The organism is Martinezella multihospitum, from assembly GCF_900094585.1.
GTDB lineage: Bacteria > Pseudomonadota > Alphaproteobacteria > Rhizobiales > Rhizobiaceae > Rhizobium > Rhizobium multihospitium.
This window is the reverse complement of the sequence record NZ_FMAG01000002.1, coordinates 942403-956546: the sequence shown is the minus strand read 5'-3', so window position 1 is coordinate 956546 and position 14144 is coordinate 942403. Positions and strand designations below refer to the sequence as shown.

17 protein-coding genes and 1 pseudogene are annotated in these 14144 nt (G+C 57.9%); 5 read left to right on the top strand and 13 right to left on the bottom strand.

Going from position 1 to position 14144, the window contains the following annotated elements; genetic code table 11:
• The first annotated feature begins 17 nt into the window (after nt 1-17).
• The gene (locus GA0061103_RS11455) at nt 18-677 is read left to right on the top strand and encodes a hypothetical protein (RefSeq protein WP_092711040.1); all 660 of its coding nucleotides are present in this window, start codon (nt 18-20) and stop codon (nt 675-677) included.
• Here GA0061103_RS11455 and GA0061103_RS11450 read toward each other — a convergent pair.
• The 3 genes from GA0061103_RS11450 to GA0061103_RS11440 form a co-directional block, all read right to left on the bottom strand.
• Nucleotides 667-1170 (bottom strand): GNAT family N-acetyltransferase, encoded by a 504-nt coding sequence (locus tag GA0061103_RS11450; RefSeq protein ID WP_092711037.1) that lies wholly within the window; start codon nt 1168-1170, stop codon nt 667-669. The genes GA0061103_RS11455 and GA0061103_RS11450 overlap by 11 nt on opposite strands.
• A gap of 3 nt (nt 1171-1173) precedes the next feature.
• Nucleotides 1174-2679 (bottom strand): Asp-tRNA(Asn)/Glu-tRNA(Gln) amidotransferase subunit GatB, encoded by a 1506-nt coding sequence (gatB, locus tag GA0061103_RS11445; RefSeq protein ID WP_092711034.1) that lies wholly within the window; start codon nt 2677-2679, stop codon nt 1174-1176.
• Between the two features lie 87 nt (nt 2680-2766).
• Nucleotides 2767-3276, bottom strand: a complete 510-nt coding sequence (locus GA0061103_RS11440) for a GNAT family N-acetyltransferase (protein ID WP_092711031.1) — start codon at nt 3274-3276, stop codon at nt 2767-2769.
• Nucleotides 3277-3576: 300 nt separating this feature from the next.
• Here GA0061103_RS11440 and GA0061103_RS11435 point away from each other — a divergent pair, with 300 nt between their 5' ends.
• The gene (locus tag GA0061103_RS11435; protein WP_092711029.1) at nt 3577-3834 is read left to right on the top strand and encodes a YjhX family toxin; all 258 of its coding nucleotides are present in this window, start codon (nt 3577-3579) and stop codon (nt 3832-3834) included.
• Nucleotides 3835-3895: 61 nt separating this feature from the next.
• Here the strand turns inward: GA0061103_RS11435 and GA0061103_RS11430 are convergent, their stop codons facing one another.
• Complete coding sequence (locus GA0061103_RS11430; protein ID WP_092711026.1) at nt 3896-5899, bottom strand: DUF4139 domain-containing protein; 2004 nt, start codon at nt 5897-5899, stop codon at nt 3896-3898.
• A 197-nt stretch (nt 5900-6096) separates the two neighbouring features.
• Here GA0061103_RS11430 and GA0061103_RS11425 point away from each other — a divergent pair, with 197 nt between their 5' ends.
• Both GA0061103_RS11425 and GA0061103_RS11420 read left to right on the top strand, forming a co-directional pair.
• Nucleotides 6097-6891: a hypothetical protein gene (locus tag GA0061103_RS11425; RefSeq protein WP_141694425.1), complete on the top strand. Its 795-nt coding sequence runs from the start codon at nt 6097-6099 to the stop codon at nt 6889-6891.
• Nucleotides 6892-6912: 21 nt separating this feature from the next.
• Complete coding sequence (locus tag GA0061103_RS11420; RefSeq protein ID WP_092711020.1) at nt 6913-8064, top strand: HNH endonuclease; 1152 nt, start codon at nt 6913-6915, stop codon at nt 8062-8064.
• 231 nt (nt 8065-8295) lie between these two features.
• Here GA0061103_RS11420 and gatA read toward each other — a convergent pair whose 3' ends face one another.
• The 3 genes from gatA to GA0061103_RS11405 all read right to left on the bottom strand — a co-directional run bounded on the left by gatA (nt 8296) and on the right by GA0061103_RS11405 (nt 10900).
• Entirely contained in the window at nt 8296-9777 is a 1482-nt protein-coding gene (gene gatA / locus GA0061103_RS11415) for an Asp-tRNA(Asn)/Glu-tRNA(Gln) amidotransferase subunit GatA (RefSeq protein WP_092711018.1), read from the bottom strand.
• Between the two features lie 57 nt (nt 9778-9834).
• The gene (gatC, locus tag GA0061103_RS11410) at nt 9835-10122 is read right to left on the bottom strand and encodes an Asp-tRNA(Asn)/Glu-tRNA(Gln) amidotransferase subunit GatC (RefSeq protein WP_092711015.1); all 288 of its coding nucleotides are present in this window, start codon (nt 10120-10122) and stop codon (nt 9835-9837) included.
• A gap of 67 nt (nt 10123-10189) precedes the next feature.
• Nucleotides 10190-10900: a metal-dependent hydrolase gene (locus GA0061103_RS11405; RefSeq protein WP_092711012.1), complete on the bottom strand. Its 711-nt coding sequence runs from the start codon at nt 10898-10900 to the stop codon at nt 10190-10192.
• A 117-nt stretch (nt 10901-11017) separates the two neighbouring features.
• On the opposite strand from GA0061103_RS11405, the gene ruvX reads away from it, so the two are divergent.
• Entirely contained in the window at nt 11018-11515 is a 498-nt protein-coding gene (gene ruvX, locus GA0061103_RS11400) for a Holliday junction resolvase RuvX (protein ID WP_092711009.1), read from the top strand.
• Here ruvX and GA0061103_RS11395 read toward each other — a convergent pair.
• The 6 genes and pseudogenes from GA0061103_RS11395 to GA0061103_RS11375 all read right to left on the bottom strand — a co-directional run bounded on the left by GA0061103_RS11395 (nt 11449) and on the right by GA0061103_RS11375 (nt 14064).
• Nucleotides 11449-11784 (bottom strand): DUF6105 family protein, encoded by a 336-nt coding sequence (locus GA0061103_RS11395; RefSeq protein WP_092711007.1) that lies wholly within the window; start codon nt 11782-11784, stop codon nt 11449-11451. The genes ruvX and GA0061103_RS11395 overlap by 67 nt on opposite strands.
• A complete protein-coding gene (locus GA0061103_RS35030) occupies nt 11781-11930 on the bottom strand; it encodes a hypothetical protein (protein ID WP_162747619.1) in 150 nt (49 codons plus the stop codon). The genes GA0061103_RS11395 and GA0061103_RS35030 overlap by 4 nt, the downstream gene beginning before the upstream one ends.
• A 154-nt stretch (nt 11931-12084) precedes the next feature.
• The gene (locus tag GA0061103_RS11390) at nt 12085-12741 is read right to left on the bottom strand and encodes a TetR/AcrR family transcriptional regulator (RefSeq protein WP_092711005.1); all 657 of its coding nucleotides are present in this window, start codon (nt 12739-12741) and stop codon (nt 12085-12087) included.
• Nucleotides 12742-12844: 103 nt separating this feature from the next.
• The gene (locus GA0061103_RS11385) at nt 12845-13462 is read right to left on the bottom strand and encodes a GNAT family N-acetyltransferase (protein ID WP_092711002.1); all 618 of its coding nucleotides are present in this window, start codon (nt 13460-13462) and stop codon (nt 12845-12847) included.
• A gap of 66 nt (nt 13463-13528) precedes the next feature.
• Nucleotides 13529-13829, bottom strand: a pseudogene (locus tag GA0061103_RS35610) (type II toxin-antitoxin system RelE/ParE family toxin).
• A complete protein-coding gene (locus GA0061103_RS11375; RefSeq protein ID WP_092710999.1) occupies nt 13819-14064 on the bottom strand; it encodes a type II toxin-antitoxin system ParD family antitoxin in 246 nt (81 codons plus the stop codon). Before GA0061103_RS11375 ends, GA0061103_RS35610 begins: the two are co-directional and overlap by 11 nt.
• Nucleotides 14065-14144 lie beyond the last annotated feature (80 nt).

Genomic DNA, 14144 nt, shown 5'->3' with positions numbered 1-14144 from the left:
CAGATTGGAAATGCCAGATGGCGGCGACCAAAACATATACGTTTGAATATTTTATGCCGGAGGTTCATCTAAAGACTGCTCTCCTCACTTTTTTAACAGCCCTCTTTGGCTTTATTTCCCTGGTCGCAAAAGGTAGCGCGGAAGCATATCTCATCCTGTTCCTGGCTTTTTCAGCCAGCGCTCTCTTCGCCTTTTTTGGCTTCTATAGAATCACCTCTTGGACACGAAAAACTGTTCTAGTCGCCAGTCCACAAGGCCTTACCGATAAGCGATTTGGACATGTGACGATCCCTTGGGCAGCAATCGAACGCATCGATCTAACTCCGGCGACAGAGAACAATAGTTGGCAAGCTGAGCAGAATCGCTTTTTATTTCGCGGTATGATGCGGTTGCTTATCGCATCCGGAATATACGGGGCGGTCACGATTCCCGGCAATCCCACTTTGACCGAGCACCGCGACAAGCGACGCATCAAACTCTGGCTTCGCTCCGGAACACACATCGAGCAAACGACGCCGGCGGCGAGACTCCGCATCCGCGACAATGCCGATGGAACGCAACGGGTTTACATAGCCACTGCAGATCTCAATGTGACGCGCGAAGAGCTGCTTGCGCTGATCGTCAACTTCCGCGAACAACATGGAAGTGCGGCCGAAGGCCAATCGGTTACTGCGTAACGAGTGGCTTCTCGAAGATCAACGTCGGCAAACCCGATTGCCCCTGCCCGCTATTGTCCGCGTGGCCGACCTCGACGAAGCCATGGGCCTTGTAGAAGGCAATCGCTGCCTCGTTCTGCGGGTCGGCCTCCAGGCGCATGATCTCAGCGTCCGGAAAGCAGGTTTCCAGCTCCGCGAAGATGTCGCGGCCGATGCCCTCCCGCTGATGCTTTGGGCTGACATAGAGCATGTAGAGCACGACGGTTTTCGTCATCTCCTTGGACATGGCGGCATAGCCCATGCCGCCGATCGTCCGGCCGTCATCTGCCACCAGGAATTCGGAGTTCTTGTTCGCCAGCCGCGCCTTCAGCGAAGCCGGCGAATGCCAGGAGGCGTGCAACTCGTTGACCTTTTCCGGGCCGTAGATCTGGTCGTAGGTCGCATGCCAGGTTTCGCCCAGCAGAGCGCGAACCTTTTCCAGGTCCTGCTCGCTGGCGGTGCGCACAAAGAACACCGACTATTCCTCTTCGATGCCGAGCTTGGCCTTGACCAGCGCCTGCACGGCCTGCGGGTTGGCCTTGCCGCCCGTCGACTTCATCACCTGGCCGACGAACCAGCCGGCAAGGGTCGGCTTGGCCTTGACCTTGGCGACCTGATCCGGGTTGGCGGCGATGATCTCGTCGACAGCCTTTTCGATGGCGCCGGTGTCGGTGACCTGCTTCATGCCACGTGCTTCGACGATCTCAGCGGGATCGCCGCCTTCGGTGAGCACTATTTCGAACAGGTCCTTGGCGATCTTGCCGGAGATGGTCTCGGCCTTGATAAGGTCGATGATCGCGCCGAGCTGGGCGGGCGAAACCGGAGTCTCTTCAATGTCTTTGCCGGTTCTGTTCAAGGCGCCCAGCAAGTCGTTGATGACCCAGTTAGCCGCCATCTTGCCATCACGGCCAGCGGCGACCGCTTCGAAATAATCGGCGATCGCCTTTTCCGAGACCAGAACGGAAGCGTCGTAGATCGACAGGCCGAGTTCACGGACGAAACGCTCCTTCTTGTCGTCCGGCAGCTCCGGCAGATGCTGGGCAAGCTCCGCAACGAAAGCGTCGTCGAATTCGAGCGGCAGCAAATCCGGATCGGGGAAATAGCGATAGTCGTGCGCATCTTCCTTGGTGCGCAGAGAACGGGTCTCACCCTTGTTCGGATCGAACAGGCGGGTTTCCTGGTCGATCGTGCCGCCATCTTCCAGAATACCGATCTGGCGGCGCGCTTCGTACTCGATCGCCTGACCGATGAAGCGGATGGAGTTGACATTCTTGATTTCGCAGCGCGTGCCGAACTCGCCGCCCGGACGGCGCACGGACACGTTGACGTCGGCGCGCATGGAGCCTTCGTCCATGTTGCCGTCGCAGGTGCCGAGATAGCGCACGATCGAGCGCAGCTTCGTCATATAGGCCTTCGCCTCGTCCGACGAACGGATGTCCGGCTTGGAGACGATTTCCATCAGCGCGACGCCGGAGCGGTTGAGATCGACATAGGACATCGTGGCGTGCTGGTCATGCAGCGACTTGCCGGCGTCCTGCTCCAGATGCAGGCGCTCGATGCCGATTTCGATGTCCTCGAATTGGCCCTGACGATCGGGGCCGAGGGAAATCACGATCTTGCCCTCGCCGACGATCGGATCCTTGAACTGCGAGATCTGATAGCCCTGCGGCAGGTCGGGATAGAAATAGTTCTTGCGGTCGAAGATCGAACGATTGTTGATCTGCGCCTTCAGGCCGAGACCGGTGCGCACGGCCTGCTTGACGCATTCCTCGTTGATGACGGGCAGCATGCCGGGCATGGCGGCATCGACGAGCGAGACGTTGGAATTCTGCGGCTTGCCGAACTCGGTCGAGGCACCGGAGAAGAGCTTGGAATTGCTCAACACCTGGGCATGGACTTCCATGCCGATAACGATTTCCCAATCGCCGGTGGCACCGGGAATGAAGCGTTTCGGATCTGGCGTGCGGACGTCGACAAGGGTCATGGGAAGCTCTTGAAATGCTGTTCTTCTGAACTTTGTGAGGTAGAGCAATTGGCGGGATGGCGCAAGGCTTTCGGCACTGCCCGCGTGCTATATGCCGGGACCATAGACGCCGTCGCTGTCATCGACTAGCGATTTGGAGAGCCCGACTGTCGGAACGTCGCTGTCGAGCTTCGGGGAATAGACGATCGACAGCCAGCGGATCTCATAGCCGCGCGCCCTGAAGAAGGCGATGGCATCGGTGTTGCCCGCATGGCTCTGCAGCGAAACCTTCTCCAGCCCCTGCTCGCGCACATCCGCTTCGATCCGCGCCAGAAGCGCCGAGCCGAGGCCGCGCCTCGTGAAATCCGGATCGATCCAGAAATCGGAGATCGCCTCGTCCAGCGCCTCGCGTGCCGCCCATCCCACAGCTTCGCCGTTCAGCTCGATCACCGTGATCGTCAGCCAGAGATTGCGGGTGAAATTGGAGAAGGCCTCGCTGGCGCTTTCCAGCAGCTCGCCGGTGCCGCCGATCGCGGCCATCGCCTTCTGCCAGGAGCGCAGGCCGATGCTTGCCAACACCGCCGTTTCACCTTCATGGGCATTGCGAATGTGGATCATCGGGCCTCCGCCATTTGAAGGCAGTAAAGCACCCGCGAAAGGCTTTTGCCAGCGGTGAGACACATCATTTTAGCTAGTGGTAAAAGGTGAAACCGGGTTGAAGCTTGACTATGAAGCGCAACCTGCTTTAGAGAAGCGCATCAATGGAGTTTTGATGTCCACCTTTTGTCAGACCCGGTAAAGGCCTCGCTCGCAAGTTCTCTTGCGTGCCGGGCCTGAAAAACGAAGCCCCGACTTCCCATGAGGGAAGCTTCGGATCGTTTTGTTGCGCCCTATGGCGCATTACGGATTCTGACTCCAATGGATATTTCACGCGCGGAACAGCGCATTCTCCACCTGCTCGCCCAGGGCGGGCGCATCGAACTCGAACGCACCGAGAAAAAGAAAATCGAGACCGCCAGTTGCTACACACGCGACGGCTGGCTCTATCCCGATTTCGGTATTGAACTCTTCCGCAGGCTTAGACGCCTGAAAGCCATCCGGTCCACCGACGGCCATCCCTACCGGATTACGGAAAAGGGGCTGAAGCTGGTGAGGGCGCAGCTGGATAATCGGTAAAACAAAGACGAGAGCCGCCCGACAAGGCGGCTCTCTCCAATAGGTGTCGCTGACATGGCGATCAGAACGTCCTGATGATGTCAGTCACCTTGTCGCCGCGACGATCGCTTTCCTGCTGCACCGTATCGCGCCGTTCGTTCATCGAGGCGATTTGATCCTCGCTGTCAGCCAGAGCCTTCAAATAGCGCTTCTTCAGATCGCTATTGTCAGGAACGGCGCCGAGATTGCGCCTTATCCGCTCCTGCTCATTGACGGTTTTCTCGATTTCGCTATCGAGGCTCGCCAGTTCGTTCTGGATGGCGACCTGCCTTTTGCGCGCGTCGGCGAGATTTGTAAGCTTGTCCGTGAGTGCCTTGTCATTGGTCGAGGCCGACCACCCGAGCAGCATGTCCGGCTCGACATCGATGAGGGCGTAGCTGTTGCTCTGAAGCTGCTCGTCGACAGCCGTCAGCACTTTTTCCGCACCCGCCGGCACGACCGCCTTCAGCCGCTGGTGCGTTGCCGTCTTGCCGAAGCCTTCGGCCGAGGAGAATGACCAGCCATCCCGGATCGGGTGCTCGATGACAACAGTCCTTTCGCCGTCGAGCGCGCCTGATACGGTGTATGTCGTCGTCTGGCGATATCTAACGGTGGCATTCATCACGCCATCGGAAACCTTCAGCGAGGCAATCTCCTCCGTCGGCGTCTGCTGTTCGCTGATCGATACCTTGCGATCGGTTGCGAAGCTGGCGAGACGCGTGTCGTCCTTCGGCAGTGCAGACAGTTGGGAATCGCCGATATAGCCGGTCTCGCTGTCGTAGAGGGTCAGAATTCCCGCCGGCATGCTGACGCCCGTGGTGTTCTTCAGCATCACGGCGGCGATGGGATTCCGGTAGGCGCTGCCGGCCCGATACATATCCACCATGTCGGCTTCCACATCCGCATCCATGATCGGCACCGACAAGGTATCGCCATTGGCCAGATCGTAGGCTCCCGGGAGTTCGAAGGTGGCGGAAATATCGCTTTCGGTCGCGGCCGCCGGGTTTCCGGCGGCAACCTGCATCGGCTCTGCCGGCCGCGCCAATTCGTCGGCCTCATAGGCCGGCGCAGCCGCTGCCCTTTTGGCCGCGTACTGCATTGCCCCTGCCGGTGCGGGCGCCGCGGCGCCCGATGCCAGACGCTGCCTGTTGGAGAGATCGCCGCTATCAGGATCAGGAACATTGTTCGACGCCGTGTTGACGGGCACTTCCTGCCGCTCCCTCCAATAAAGCTGGTGCAGCCCCTGCTTCAGCGTCACCGGTTCGGCCGAGGTCAGCGTCAGCTTGATGCCCTTCCAATCCTCGCCGCTGGCATTTTCCAGCACCGTCCATGCCTGCAGGCGCGCCTTGTTATTTCCATCGATGACCACCTTGTAGGCCGTTTTCCAGATCGGCGAGGGCACGACATAGGTGAGACTGATATCACCGCTGTTCTTCACGCCATTGACCTTGATATCGATGGCGCGGGTACGATCGTTCTTGCCGCGGGCAATAGCCGCCGTCGCCTTGGCGAGCTTTGCTCTCACGTCAGGATCGTCGAACCGGACGGACGCATCTTGGCCAAGCGCCAGCGTCTCCACTGCCCCATCCTTATCGATAACGGTCAGCAGGTAAGTCGTCGGTGCCTTCTCGTCGGCCATCCTCGCTTCGATGCCGAGAATGTTTCCCTCAACGGTCTTGCCACCGCTGGTGACCGCCACCTTGGCACCCTGCATCGATGTCAGCAGCGACGGCACGGATGAAAGCGCTTCCAGGCTGAACGGCAGGCCCTTGAAGGTTTCCGACAGAGGCTGTGGCCCCGCCAGCGCCATGCCGGCCACCGAGCCGACGGACCCGTTGACCACAAGGCTTTTGAGGATGTCGTCGACCTGATCGAGCGGCACCTCGATCCGGATCATGCCATCGCTATTGATATCGGCCGATCGCGAAACCTGGGCCAGACCGCCCGAGGACAGGGTAATGGATCGAATGGCCCCATTGTCGGCCGCCAGCGATATCGCTGGGCATGACACGCTGAGGAGCAGGATCGCCGTGACTTGCTTGAGCATGAAGAGACCTTCCGATTCGGTTGCAGAGGACGAGACCAAGCGGCTCGCTGCAATTTATGATCGTATTTCGGTCCAAAGTGTGATGGCGATTATTCGCAACAGCTAACAGCGACGGACGGCGATAAGGAGGCTATAAAACTTAGGGTCGAAGGGAAGCTTCATGAATTCTTGGTGCAATAGAAATCTGAGGGATGGACATGACTGCTAAGTTTCAAGTTATTCAGCTACAACTCGATCAAGAGGCATTGACCGCACTTTCGGCCACCAGGCGAAATCAACTAGTGGGTTGTATGCATGCACACAACGAGTTGACCTTTCTCAACCGTCTACTGATGTTCAGTCTAAACGGTGTCGGCGATGGCGATCTTCATGACAGCCTACAAGGAACTCAAATGTGGACGGTGATGCAGCTTCTTGCTGGAAAACTATTTGAAACATGGAAAATAATCGATGATCGCTTCTTGAAGGCCAATCCTCCCGATCCCTTGATTTCAAATCTATCTGGCGATCAGAAGCAAAAATTAGATAGCCTCATAAAATATTTCGGCACGAAAACAGCCGCACTTCGTATTATCCGCGACAAGACCGCATTTCACTACGACAAAATCAATCTCTCTGAAGCTGTCGATATTCTAGATGCATCCGAAGGCAGAGTTTACCTTGCCCAGCATCCCGTTAACACATTCTACCAGGCCGGATCTGCGCTCGTTTTCCATGCGATCTTTATGAAGATTGCCGAAGTGGTGGCCCACACCTCAAGCTTATCCTCCGCCGAGCGCATCAAGCGCGGCAGCGAGATCGCGATGGATGAATTGAACTCGGTAAATGAGCAGATCCATGACCTTCTCTATTACTTGATTTCCAATCTTATGGAGGAGGCATTTTCCAGGCCGCTGCATGACATTGAGCAAATTCGAATACCAATTGAGGGGGCGCCTAAACCGAACATCGTCGCGCTCCCTATGTTTTTGGACGTTGGTGGCAGAATCTAGTTCAGCAATAGGGTGGCGACCATGACTGCGATACCTCTTTGTGCAATCTGCGATCAGCCGATCACGGCAGAAAAAAAGACTAAGGAGCATATAATACCGGAAGCGATAGGCGGACGGCGAGAGGCGACGGACTTCATATGCAGACCTTGCAACAGCGGTGCTGGGCGGACATGGGATGGAGAGCTGATTTCACAATTGAACCCTTTGCGCTTGCTGTTTGGCGTCAAGCGGCAAAGAGGTACCACGCCGGATCTTAGAGTAACAACAACTGCAGGCGAGCAGCTAATACTGAGGGCGAAAGGAGGGTTTGTGCCATCGCATCCGTCCTTTTCACAAGCGGAAACTTCAGATGGCATTGCGATAGAAATCAAAGCTCGAACGATCGAAGAAGCCCACAAAATGCTGCGAGGCTTGCGTAGAAAACATCCTGCGCTCCCGATTAATCAGATCTTGGCCGGCGCAAAGATTTCGACCTCTTACCCTCAAGGTTTGGTCCAACATGATCTTGGCATTGGCGGCGAAGTGGCGGGGCGATCGATCGTAAAATCCGCGCTTGCCCTCGCACACAGCGCGGGCCTCCCCGCCGGTCAATGTACTGATGCGATCAGCTATTTGAGAGATATCAAGGCTGAACCTTGCTTTGGTTACTATCACGCGTCCGACATAGTGTTCGGTCGGCCACCCGGTGTGCCACTTCATTGCGTTGCCGTTGGGGCAAATCCGAAAACGGGACTGATTTTGGCATACGTCGAATATTTTGGTGTGCACCGTGCCGTCGTATGTCTTGGTCGAAATTATGCAGGCAAGCAGATCAACCGTTGCTATTCCCTCGATCCTTCTTCAGGGAAAACAATCGACCTCAAAGTTGAACTAAATTTTACAGCCGACGAGATTGAAGCAATTTATGACTACCAGATGACATCAAGCGAGGGCATGCAACAAGCTTTTGCCTCCGTTATACCAGGCGCGTTAAAACGCCACTTTGAGAGCGAAAAAGACCGCGTCCTAAGAGAAGCTGTGGCGTCTGCATTCGCAAACTGTGGGGTAAAAGAGGGCGAAGTCTTAGGAAAAGAGACCATCGAAAAGATGGCTGGCCTAATAACGACAAAGCTAACGCCGTTCATTATGCATAGCTTGAAGAAACATGAGATCGAGGTACCGTCACCTGATTGATCCTGGATAGCTTTTCGAATTACGCGCGCGACAAAACTATATCGCTGAGCGCATCCGGCTTCGCGGACAAGGGATCAGTCATGGGTTGTATACGTAAGCGAGAAGCCCGTAGACGCTCACATATGAAGTGCGGTGACTATTCCATCAAGAATTCAGCGGATACCGTGCTTTCCTATGACCGCGCCGACCATATCATGATCGGCGCGGTCATAGGTCTCAAGAGGATTTGGCTTACCACCACTTCGCCGGCGTGAACTTGCCGGCGGCTTGTTCGATGACGTGGGCGGTCTTGAAGAGGGTTTCTTCTTCGAACGGCTTGCCGATGAGCTGCAGGCCGAGCGGCAGGCCCTTCGGGTCGAGGCCGGCGGGGACGGCGATGCCGGGGAGACCGGCCATGTTGACCGTCACCGTGAAGATGTCGTTCAGGTACATCTTCACCGGATCGGAAGCGAGATCCTCGTCGGCAATGCCGAAGGCCGAAGATGGCGTAGCTGGCGTCAGGATAGCGTCGACGCCGGCGTTGAAGGCCAGCTCGAAATCGCGCTTGATCAGCGTGCGAACCTTCTGGGCGCGCAGATAATAGGCGTCGTAGTAGCCGGCCGAGAGAACATAGGTGCCGATCATGATGCGGCGCTTCACTTCCTGGCCGAAGCCGGCAGCGCGCGTCTTCTCGTACATGTCGACGATATCCTTGCCGTCGACGCGCAGGCCGTAGCGAACGCCGTCGTAGCGGGCGAGGTTCGAGGAGGCTTCGGCGGGCGCGACGATATAATAGGCCGGCAGCGCATATTTCGTGTGCGGCAGCGAGATGTTGACGATCTCGGCGCCGGCGTCCTTCAGCCACGCGATGCCCTGCTGCCAGAGCGTCTCGATCTCCTCCGGCATGCCGTCGACGCGGTATTCGTTCGGGATACCGATCTTCATGCCCTTCAGCGACTGGCCGAGCGAGGCTTCGTAATCCGGCACCGGCAGGTCGACAGAGGTGGTATCCTTGGCATCGACGCTTGCCATCGACTTCAGGAGGATAGCGGCATCGCGCACATCGCGAGCGATCGGTCCTGCCTGGTCGAGCGACGAGGCGAAGGCGACGATGCCCCAGCGCGAGCAGCGGCCATAGGTCGGCTTGATGCCGACGGTGCCAGTGAAGGCGGCCGGCTGGCGGATGGAGCCGCCGGTATCGGTGGCAGTCGCGCCGGCGCAGAGATGCGCGGCAACGGCAGCGGCCGAACCGCCGGACGAGCCGCCCGGAACGAGCTGCTGGTTCGAGCCTTCGGCGCGCCATGGGTTGATGACCGGACCGTAATAAGAGCTCTCGTTGGACGAGCCCATGGCGAACTCATCCATGTTGAGCTTGCCGAGCATGACCGCGCCGTCGTTCCAGAGGTTCTGCGTGACGGTCGATTCATAGTGCGGCTCAAAACCGTCCAGGATGTGGCTGCAGGCCTGCGTATGAATGCCTTCCGTGCCGAACAGGTCCTTGATCCCCAGCGGAATGCCTTCCAGCGCACCGGCTTTGCCTTCCGCAAGGCGGGCGTCCGACACCTTGGCCATTGCTAGCGCCTTTTGCGGCGTCACCTTCACGTAGGCATTGAGCTGAGCATTGGCCGCCTCGATCGCCGAGATATAGGCCTCGGTCAGTTCGGTGGCGGTAATCTGCTTGGCGCGCAGCTTGTCGCGGGCTTCGGCAATGGTCAGGCTGGTCAGTTCGCTCATTTTGTTTCGCTTCAGATCTGGAATTGGGCAACGGGTCGGAAAGGCTCGAAGGAACCGTTATTCGACGACTTTGGGCACCAGGAAGAAATTCTGATCGGTATTCGGCGCATTGGCGACGATGTCGGCGGCCTTGTTGCCGTCCGTGACTTCGTCGCTACGCTTCTTCATTGCCATCGGCGTAACCGAGGTCATGGCCTCGACGCCATCGACATTCACTTCGGAGAGCTGCTCGACGAAGCCGAGAATGCCGTTCAGCTCGCCCATCATCCGCTGCGCTTCGTCTTCATTGACGGCGATGCGGGCGAGATGGGCGACGCGTTTGACAGTGGCGAGATCGACGGACATGGCACTCTCCGGATAGGATTTTTCCTATCGCTATAAAGACCATGCCCGCCATACGCAACGGGTATCGTCAGGCAGAAACGCTCTCGCCCACCTTCGGTGCGGCAACCGCGGTCTTCGAGCCTTCCATGCCGGCAATGAACTTTTCCGGGGTCTGGTCGATGATCGGGAACGTACCGTAATGGCAGGGAATGGCGGTCTTGAAGTTGAAGAAGCGCTGGCAGGCAAGTGCGGCCACGGCCCCGCCCATCGTAAAGCGGTCGCCGATCGGCAGGATGCCGATATCGGGCTGATGCAGCTCGTTGATGAGGGCCATATCCGAGAAGATGTCAGTATCGCCCATATGGAACAGCGTCGGCTCGTCATCGAAATGCAGCATCAGCCCGTTTGGATTGCCAAGCGCGTGGGAAACGCCATCCTCGGTGATCTGGGCGGAAGAATGCAGCGCATTGGTGAAGGTGGCCGAGAAGCCGCCGAGGCCGACGGTGCCGCCGGTATTGCCCATTTCCAGCTTCTCCACACCCTTGGTGCTGAGCCAGGAGGCAAGATCGGCATTGGCGAGAACGACCGCGCCGGTGTCCTTGGCGATCTGAACCGCATCGCCGACATGGTCGGCATGGCCGTGCGTCAGCAGGATATGGGTCACACCGGCGGCGGCATCCTTGATGTTGAGGCCGGCGGCGGCAAAGGAAGGATTATAGGTCAGGAAAGGATCGATCAATATTTTTGCCGTGGCCGTTTCAATGCGAAAAGCGGAGTGGCCGAGCCAGGTGATCTTCATTGGATTTCTCCTTATGACTTGATTTGAAATGGAAGGCTGGTGTCTAGGAAATATCTCAAACCGCAACAAAGAAAAGCGGTTAGGACTTCAATTTGTTTTGACAGGAGCAAGACCCTGATGACGACGCTGACCATCGAAGATCTAGCCGTGATGCTCCTGCCCGGTCAGCCGATTGCCGGCCTCGACCTCGGCACGAAGACGATCGGGCTTGCCATGTCCGATCTCGGGCGGCGCTTTGCCACGCCGCGCCCGGTGATCAAGCGGGTGAAGTTCACGCAGGATGCCGAAACCTTGCTCGCCTTCGCCGGGAAGGAAAAGGTCGCGGCCTTCGTCATAGGGCTCCCGATGAATATGGATGGCTCTGCCGGACCGCGCGTTCAGGCAACCCGCGCCTTCGTGCGCAGCATGTCGGAAAAGACCGCCCTTCCCTTTATCTTCTGGGACGAGCGGCTTTCGACGGTTGCCGCCGAGCGAGCGCTGCTGGAAATGGATGTCTCGCGTGCCAAGCGCGCCGAGCGCATCGACTCGGCGGCGGCAAGCTTCATTCTTCAAGGGGCCTTGGACAGGCTGTCGGCCCTCGGCAGGGCCGCCTTGCTCGATCCGGACGCCTCCTGACGGCGCTTCCACCATCCGATGATGGCTGCCCGGCGGCGAAAGCCGTAGATTGCAAAGACCAGCAGGCTGTCGAAAGCGATGGCACGCGCCACCAGCGGCGGAATGGTCTCGGGCGGAATGCCGAGGATCTTGCCGTAGATATCGAAGACCAGATCGTGCATCTGCCGCGTCAGCATGAAGATGCCGAAGCTCATGTCGTAATACGACAAATAATACCATGCCCCGAGAAACGAGACGGGGGCGGCCCAGCAAATCAACAACCACTTCATGCGGTACCTCTTCGACGCGGATATTGCGTCGTGCCAGCCGAAAGGACGAGCCAGTTCGACAGCGCCATGGCGCTCAACACCATTGCCGGCAGCGTGATATCTAGTGCGAGCACGGCAAAGAACATCACCGCCGTAACGAGAAACACTAATTTAGCGGGTCTCAACCCCATGACAGCACGCTTGATGGTTAACTAATCGTCTTCTAACAGTGACGAGTTAACCGCTACGGCGCAATGTAAACCATTTGTTAAGGTTAACGGCGGAGCGGGCCTGTGGATATCCCCTGCCCGATGGCCGATATCAGCCGTAAACGCCGCGCACGATCCGCTTCAAGGCGGTTGCCGCCTTCTCCCAGTCCTTGCCGTTTTTCAGGGCAAGACCGGCGCATTGGTCGCTGACGGCTGCGGCTAGGACGATGTGCTGAATGGCAGCAAAGATCATGGCATTGACCGCCTGGGCATCGACGCCCTTGGGCGGCACCAGCGAGCCGCGCATGCGTTCGATCCAGCCGGCAAGCGCTTTGGAGCGCGCCTCGGACAGCCGGCGCACCTGCTCGCTGTTTTCGGAGACCTCCCAGGCGACGATGCGGCGCATGAGGGGATCGGCGCGCAAGGCTTCGAGAAATAGCAGCGAAAGCCGCTCCATCAGATCGCCATAGGTCAAAAGGAACATGCCGCCGGTATCGTCGGGAATGCGATCGGTGACCCAGCTGCCGAGATCAGCGCCGATCGCTTCCACAAGGCCGTTCAAGCCGCCGTAGTAACGGTAGATCAGCTGCTTGTCGCAGCCAGCACCGCGGGCAACCGCATTGATGCCGAAATTCTGGAACCCCTCCTCCGCCAGCAGCCGCTTGGCAGCATCGAGGATCGCTTGCTGGGTCGCGGCACGATTGCGCACGCGCTTTTCCACGGCAGGCATTTCCAAGGGGATTTTAACGGCAGCGTTTGCGGGGGCCATCGACTCGACTCCAATCTGTCACCGAGCGGTGAATAGCAAGCCGAGCCGCCTCAAACAACAAGGTCGCCGAACCCAAGCGGATCAAAGCCGACGAATCCACAGATTAGAGAAACTGACCAAACCACACTGTGGTTTCGGGTGCCAGCCCCGACGGAAGCTCGACAGGAACAAAGCCGCGGGACGACCAGAACCGGATGCCGCCATGATTGCCGGCATTGGCGCCAAGATGGATGCCTTTGACGCCATTAGCGCGGGCATTTGTCACCCAGCGATCGAGAAGCGCGGTTCCTATGCCCTTACCCTGGGCTCGCGGCAGGAGATTCATGTGAATATGGGCAGGGAAGCGCTCGATAAGGATAGCCGGCGCCAGCTTCGGATGGTGGATCGCCGATATGCGTTTCTGATCGGCGTCCCACAACGCCGGATCACCTTCCGGATCTGAATAGCGCTGCCGCAGATGCGGCCACCATTCACGCTCCAGCCGCTCGTCGAAGGCAATCGTATCGAAGGCACCGGCGATATAACCGAAAACACCTTCATCATCCTCGGCGACGAACACCAGTTCAGGATGAAGCACGACGTAGGGCGCGGAATAGATGTGTCCGATCAGGTGGCCATCGCGGTGAAGCGGCGTCGCATCCTTGCCGGCATCGCCGGTCAGGAGCGAGATGGCATAGAGCTGATCGATATCCTCGGGGAGAACCGGGCGAAGATTGATCATAAGCACCTCTGGAGGCGGGCGTAAAAATTGCGGGTGGCCACATCGATCAAAACTGCAGATACCTCTTCAAAGGTGCCGGCCGACATCCATCCGCCGATGCAATATGCGGATGACGGCGATCTCTGCATCCCGCAAGAGATAGTAGATCACATGGGAGCCGACGGCATATTTGAAATATGCCGTCGCGGATATCAGTAGCGCGACCAATTTTCTGACCGGACGCTACCCCCTCGAAAGCTGCAACGATTTCAGCGTGGTAGATCTCGGCTTGCCTTACCGACCAGTTCTCGACCGTATATCGCCAGATACCTTCAAGATCAGCAACCGCAAGCGGAGACAGAGCGTACTTGCGAGGCCTATTCACCATAGGTCGCGTGCATTCGCTTGAGGAATGCGGCGTTATCGAAGGAAGCAACCTCCCCGGATTCTTCCCCGGCGATCAATGCATCCTGCAGAGCCCTAACCTTTGCCTCGTGTTCTTCGAGCAGGCGCAGGCCCGCGCGAACAACATCACTGGCAGAGCCATAACGGCCTGTCTTTATCTGAGTTTCGATGAAGGCGCTGAAATGATCACCCAGCGAAATAGATGTGTTGCGAGCCATGAAGCATTCCTCTGCCGATACCAATAGATAATAATTATTGGTATCGCATCAATCAAGGATGCCGCGTCGGGAGCGCCAGC

Coding starts and splice junctions, on each gene's coding strand:
- gatA (WP_092711018.1), bottom strand. CDS start 9,777: ATGAGCGAACTGACCAGCCTGACCATTGCCGAAGCCCGCGACAAGCTG.
- GA0061103_RS11390 (WP_092711005.1), bottom strand. CDS start 12,741: ATGGCCCCCGCAAACGCTGCCGTTAAAATCCCCTTGGAAATGCCTGCC.
- GA0061103_RS11440 (WP_092711031.1), bottom strand. CDS start 3,276: ATGATCCACATTCGCAATGCCCATGAAGGTGAAACGGCGGTGTTGGCA.
- GA0061103_RS11405 (WP_092711012.1), bottom strand. CDS start 10,900: ATGAAGATCACCTGGCTCGGCCACTCCGCTTTTCGCATTGAAACGGCC.
- gatB (WP_092711034.1), bottom strand. CDS start 2,679: ATGACCCTTGTCGACGTCCGCACGCCAGATCCGAAACGCTTCATTCCC.
- GA0061103_RS11395 (WP_092711007.1), bottom strand. CDS start 11,784: ATGAAGTGGTTGTTGATTTGCTGGGCCGCCCCCGTCTCGTTTCTCGGG.
- GA0061103_RS11385 (WP_092711002.1), bottom strand. CDS start 13,462: ATGATCAATCTTCGCCCGGTTCTCCCCGAGGATATCGATCAGCTCTAT.
- GA0061103_RS11455 (WP_092711040.1), top strand. CDS start 18: ATGGCGGCGACCAAAACATATACGTTTGAATATTTTATGCCGGAGGTT.
- GA0061103_RS11430 (WP_092711026.1), bottom strand. CDS start 5,899: ATGCTCAAGCAAGTCACGGCGATCCTGCTCCTCAGCGTGTCATGCCCA.
- GA0061103_RS11375 (WP_092710999.1), bottom strand. CDS start 14,064: ATGGCTCGCAACACATCTATTTCGCTGGGTGATCATTTCAGCGCCTTC.
- GA0061103_RS11420 (WP_092711020.1), top strand. CDS start 6,913: ATGACTGCGATACCTCTTTGTGCAATCTGCGATCAGCCGATCACGGCA.
- ruvX (WP_092711009.1), top strand. CDS start 11,018: ATGACGACGCTGACCATCGAAGATCTAGCCGTGATGCTCCTGCCCGGT.
- GA0061103_RS11435 (WP_092711029.1), top strand. CDS start 3,577: ATGGATATTTCACGCGCGGAACAGCGCATTCTCCACCTGCTCGCCCAG.
- gatC (WP_092711015.1), bottom strand. CDS start 10,122: ATGTCCGTCGATCTCGCCACTGTCAAACGCGTCGCCCATCTCGCCCGC.
- GA0061103_RS11425 (WP_141694425.1), top strand. CDS start 6,097: ATGACTGCTAAGTTTCAAGTTATTCAGCTACAACTCGATCAAGAGGCA.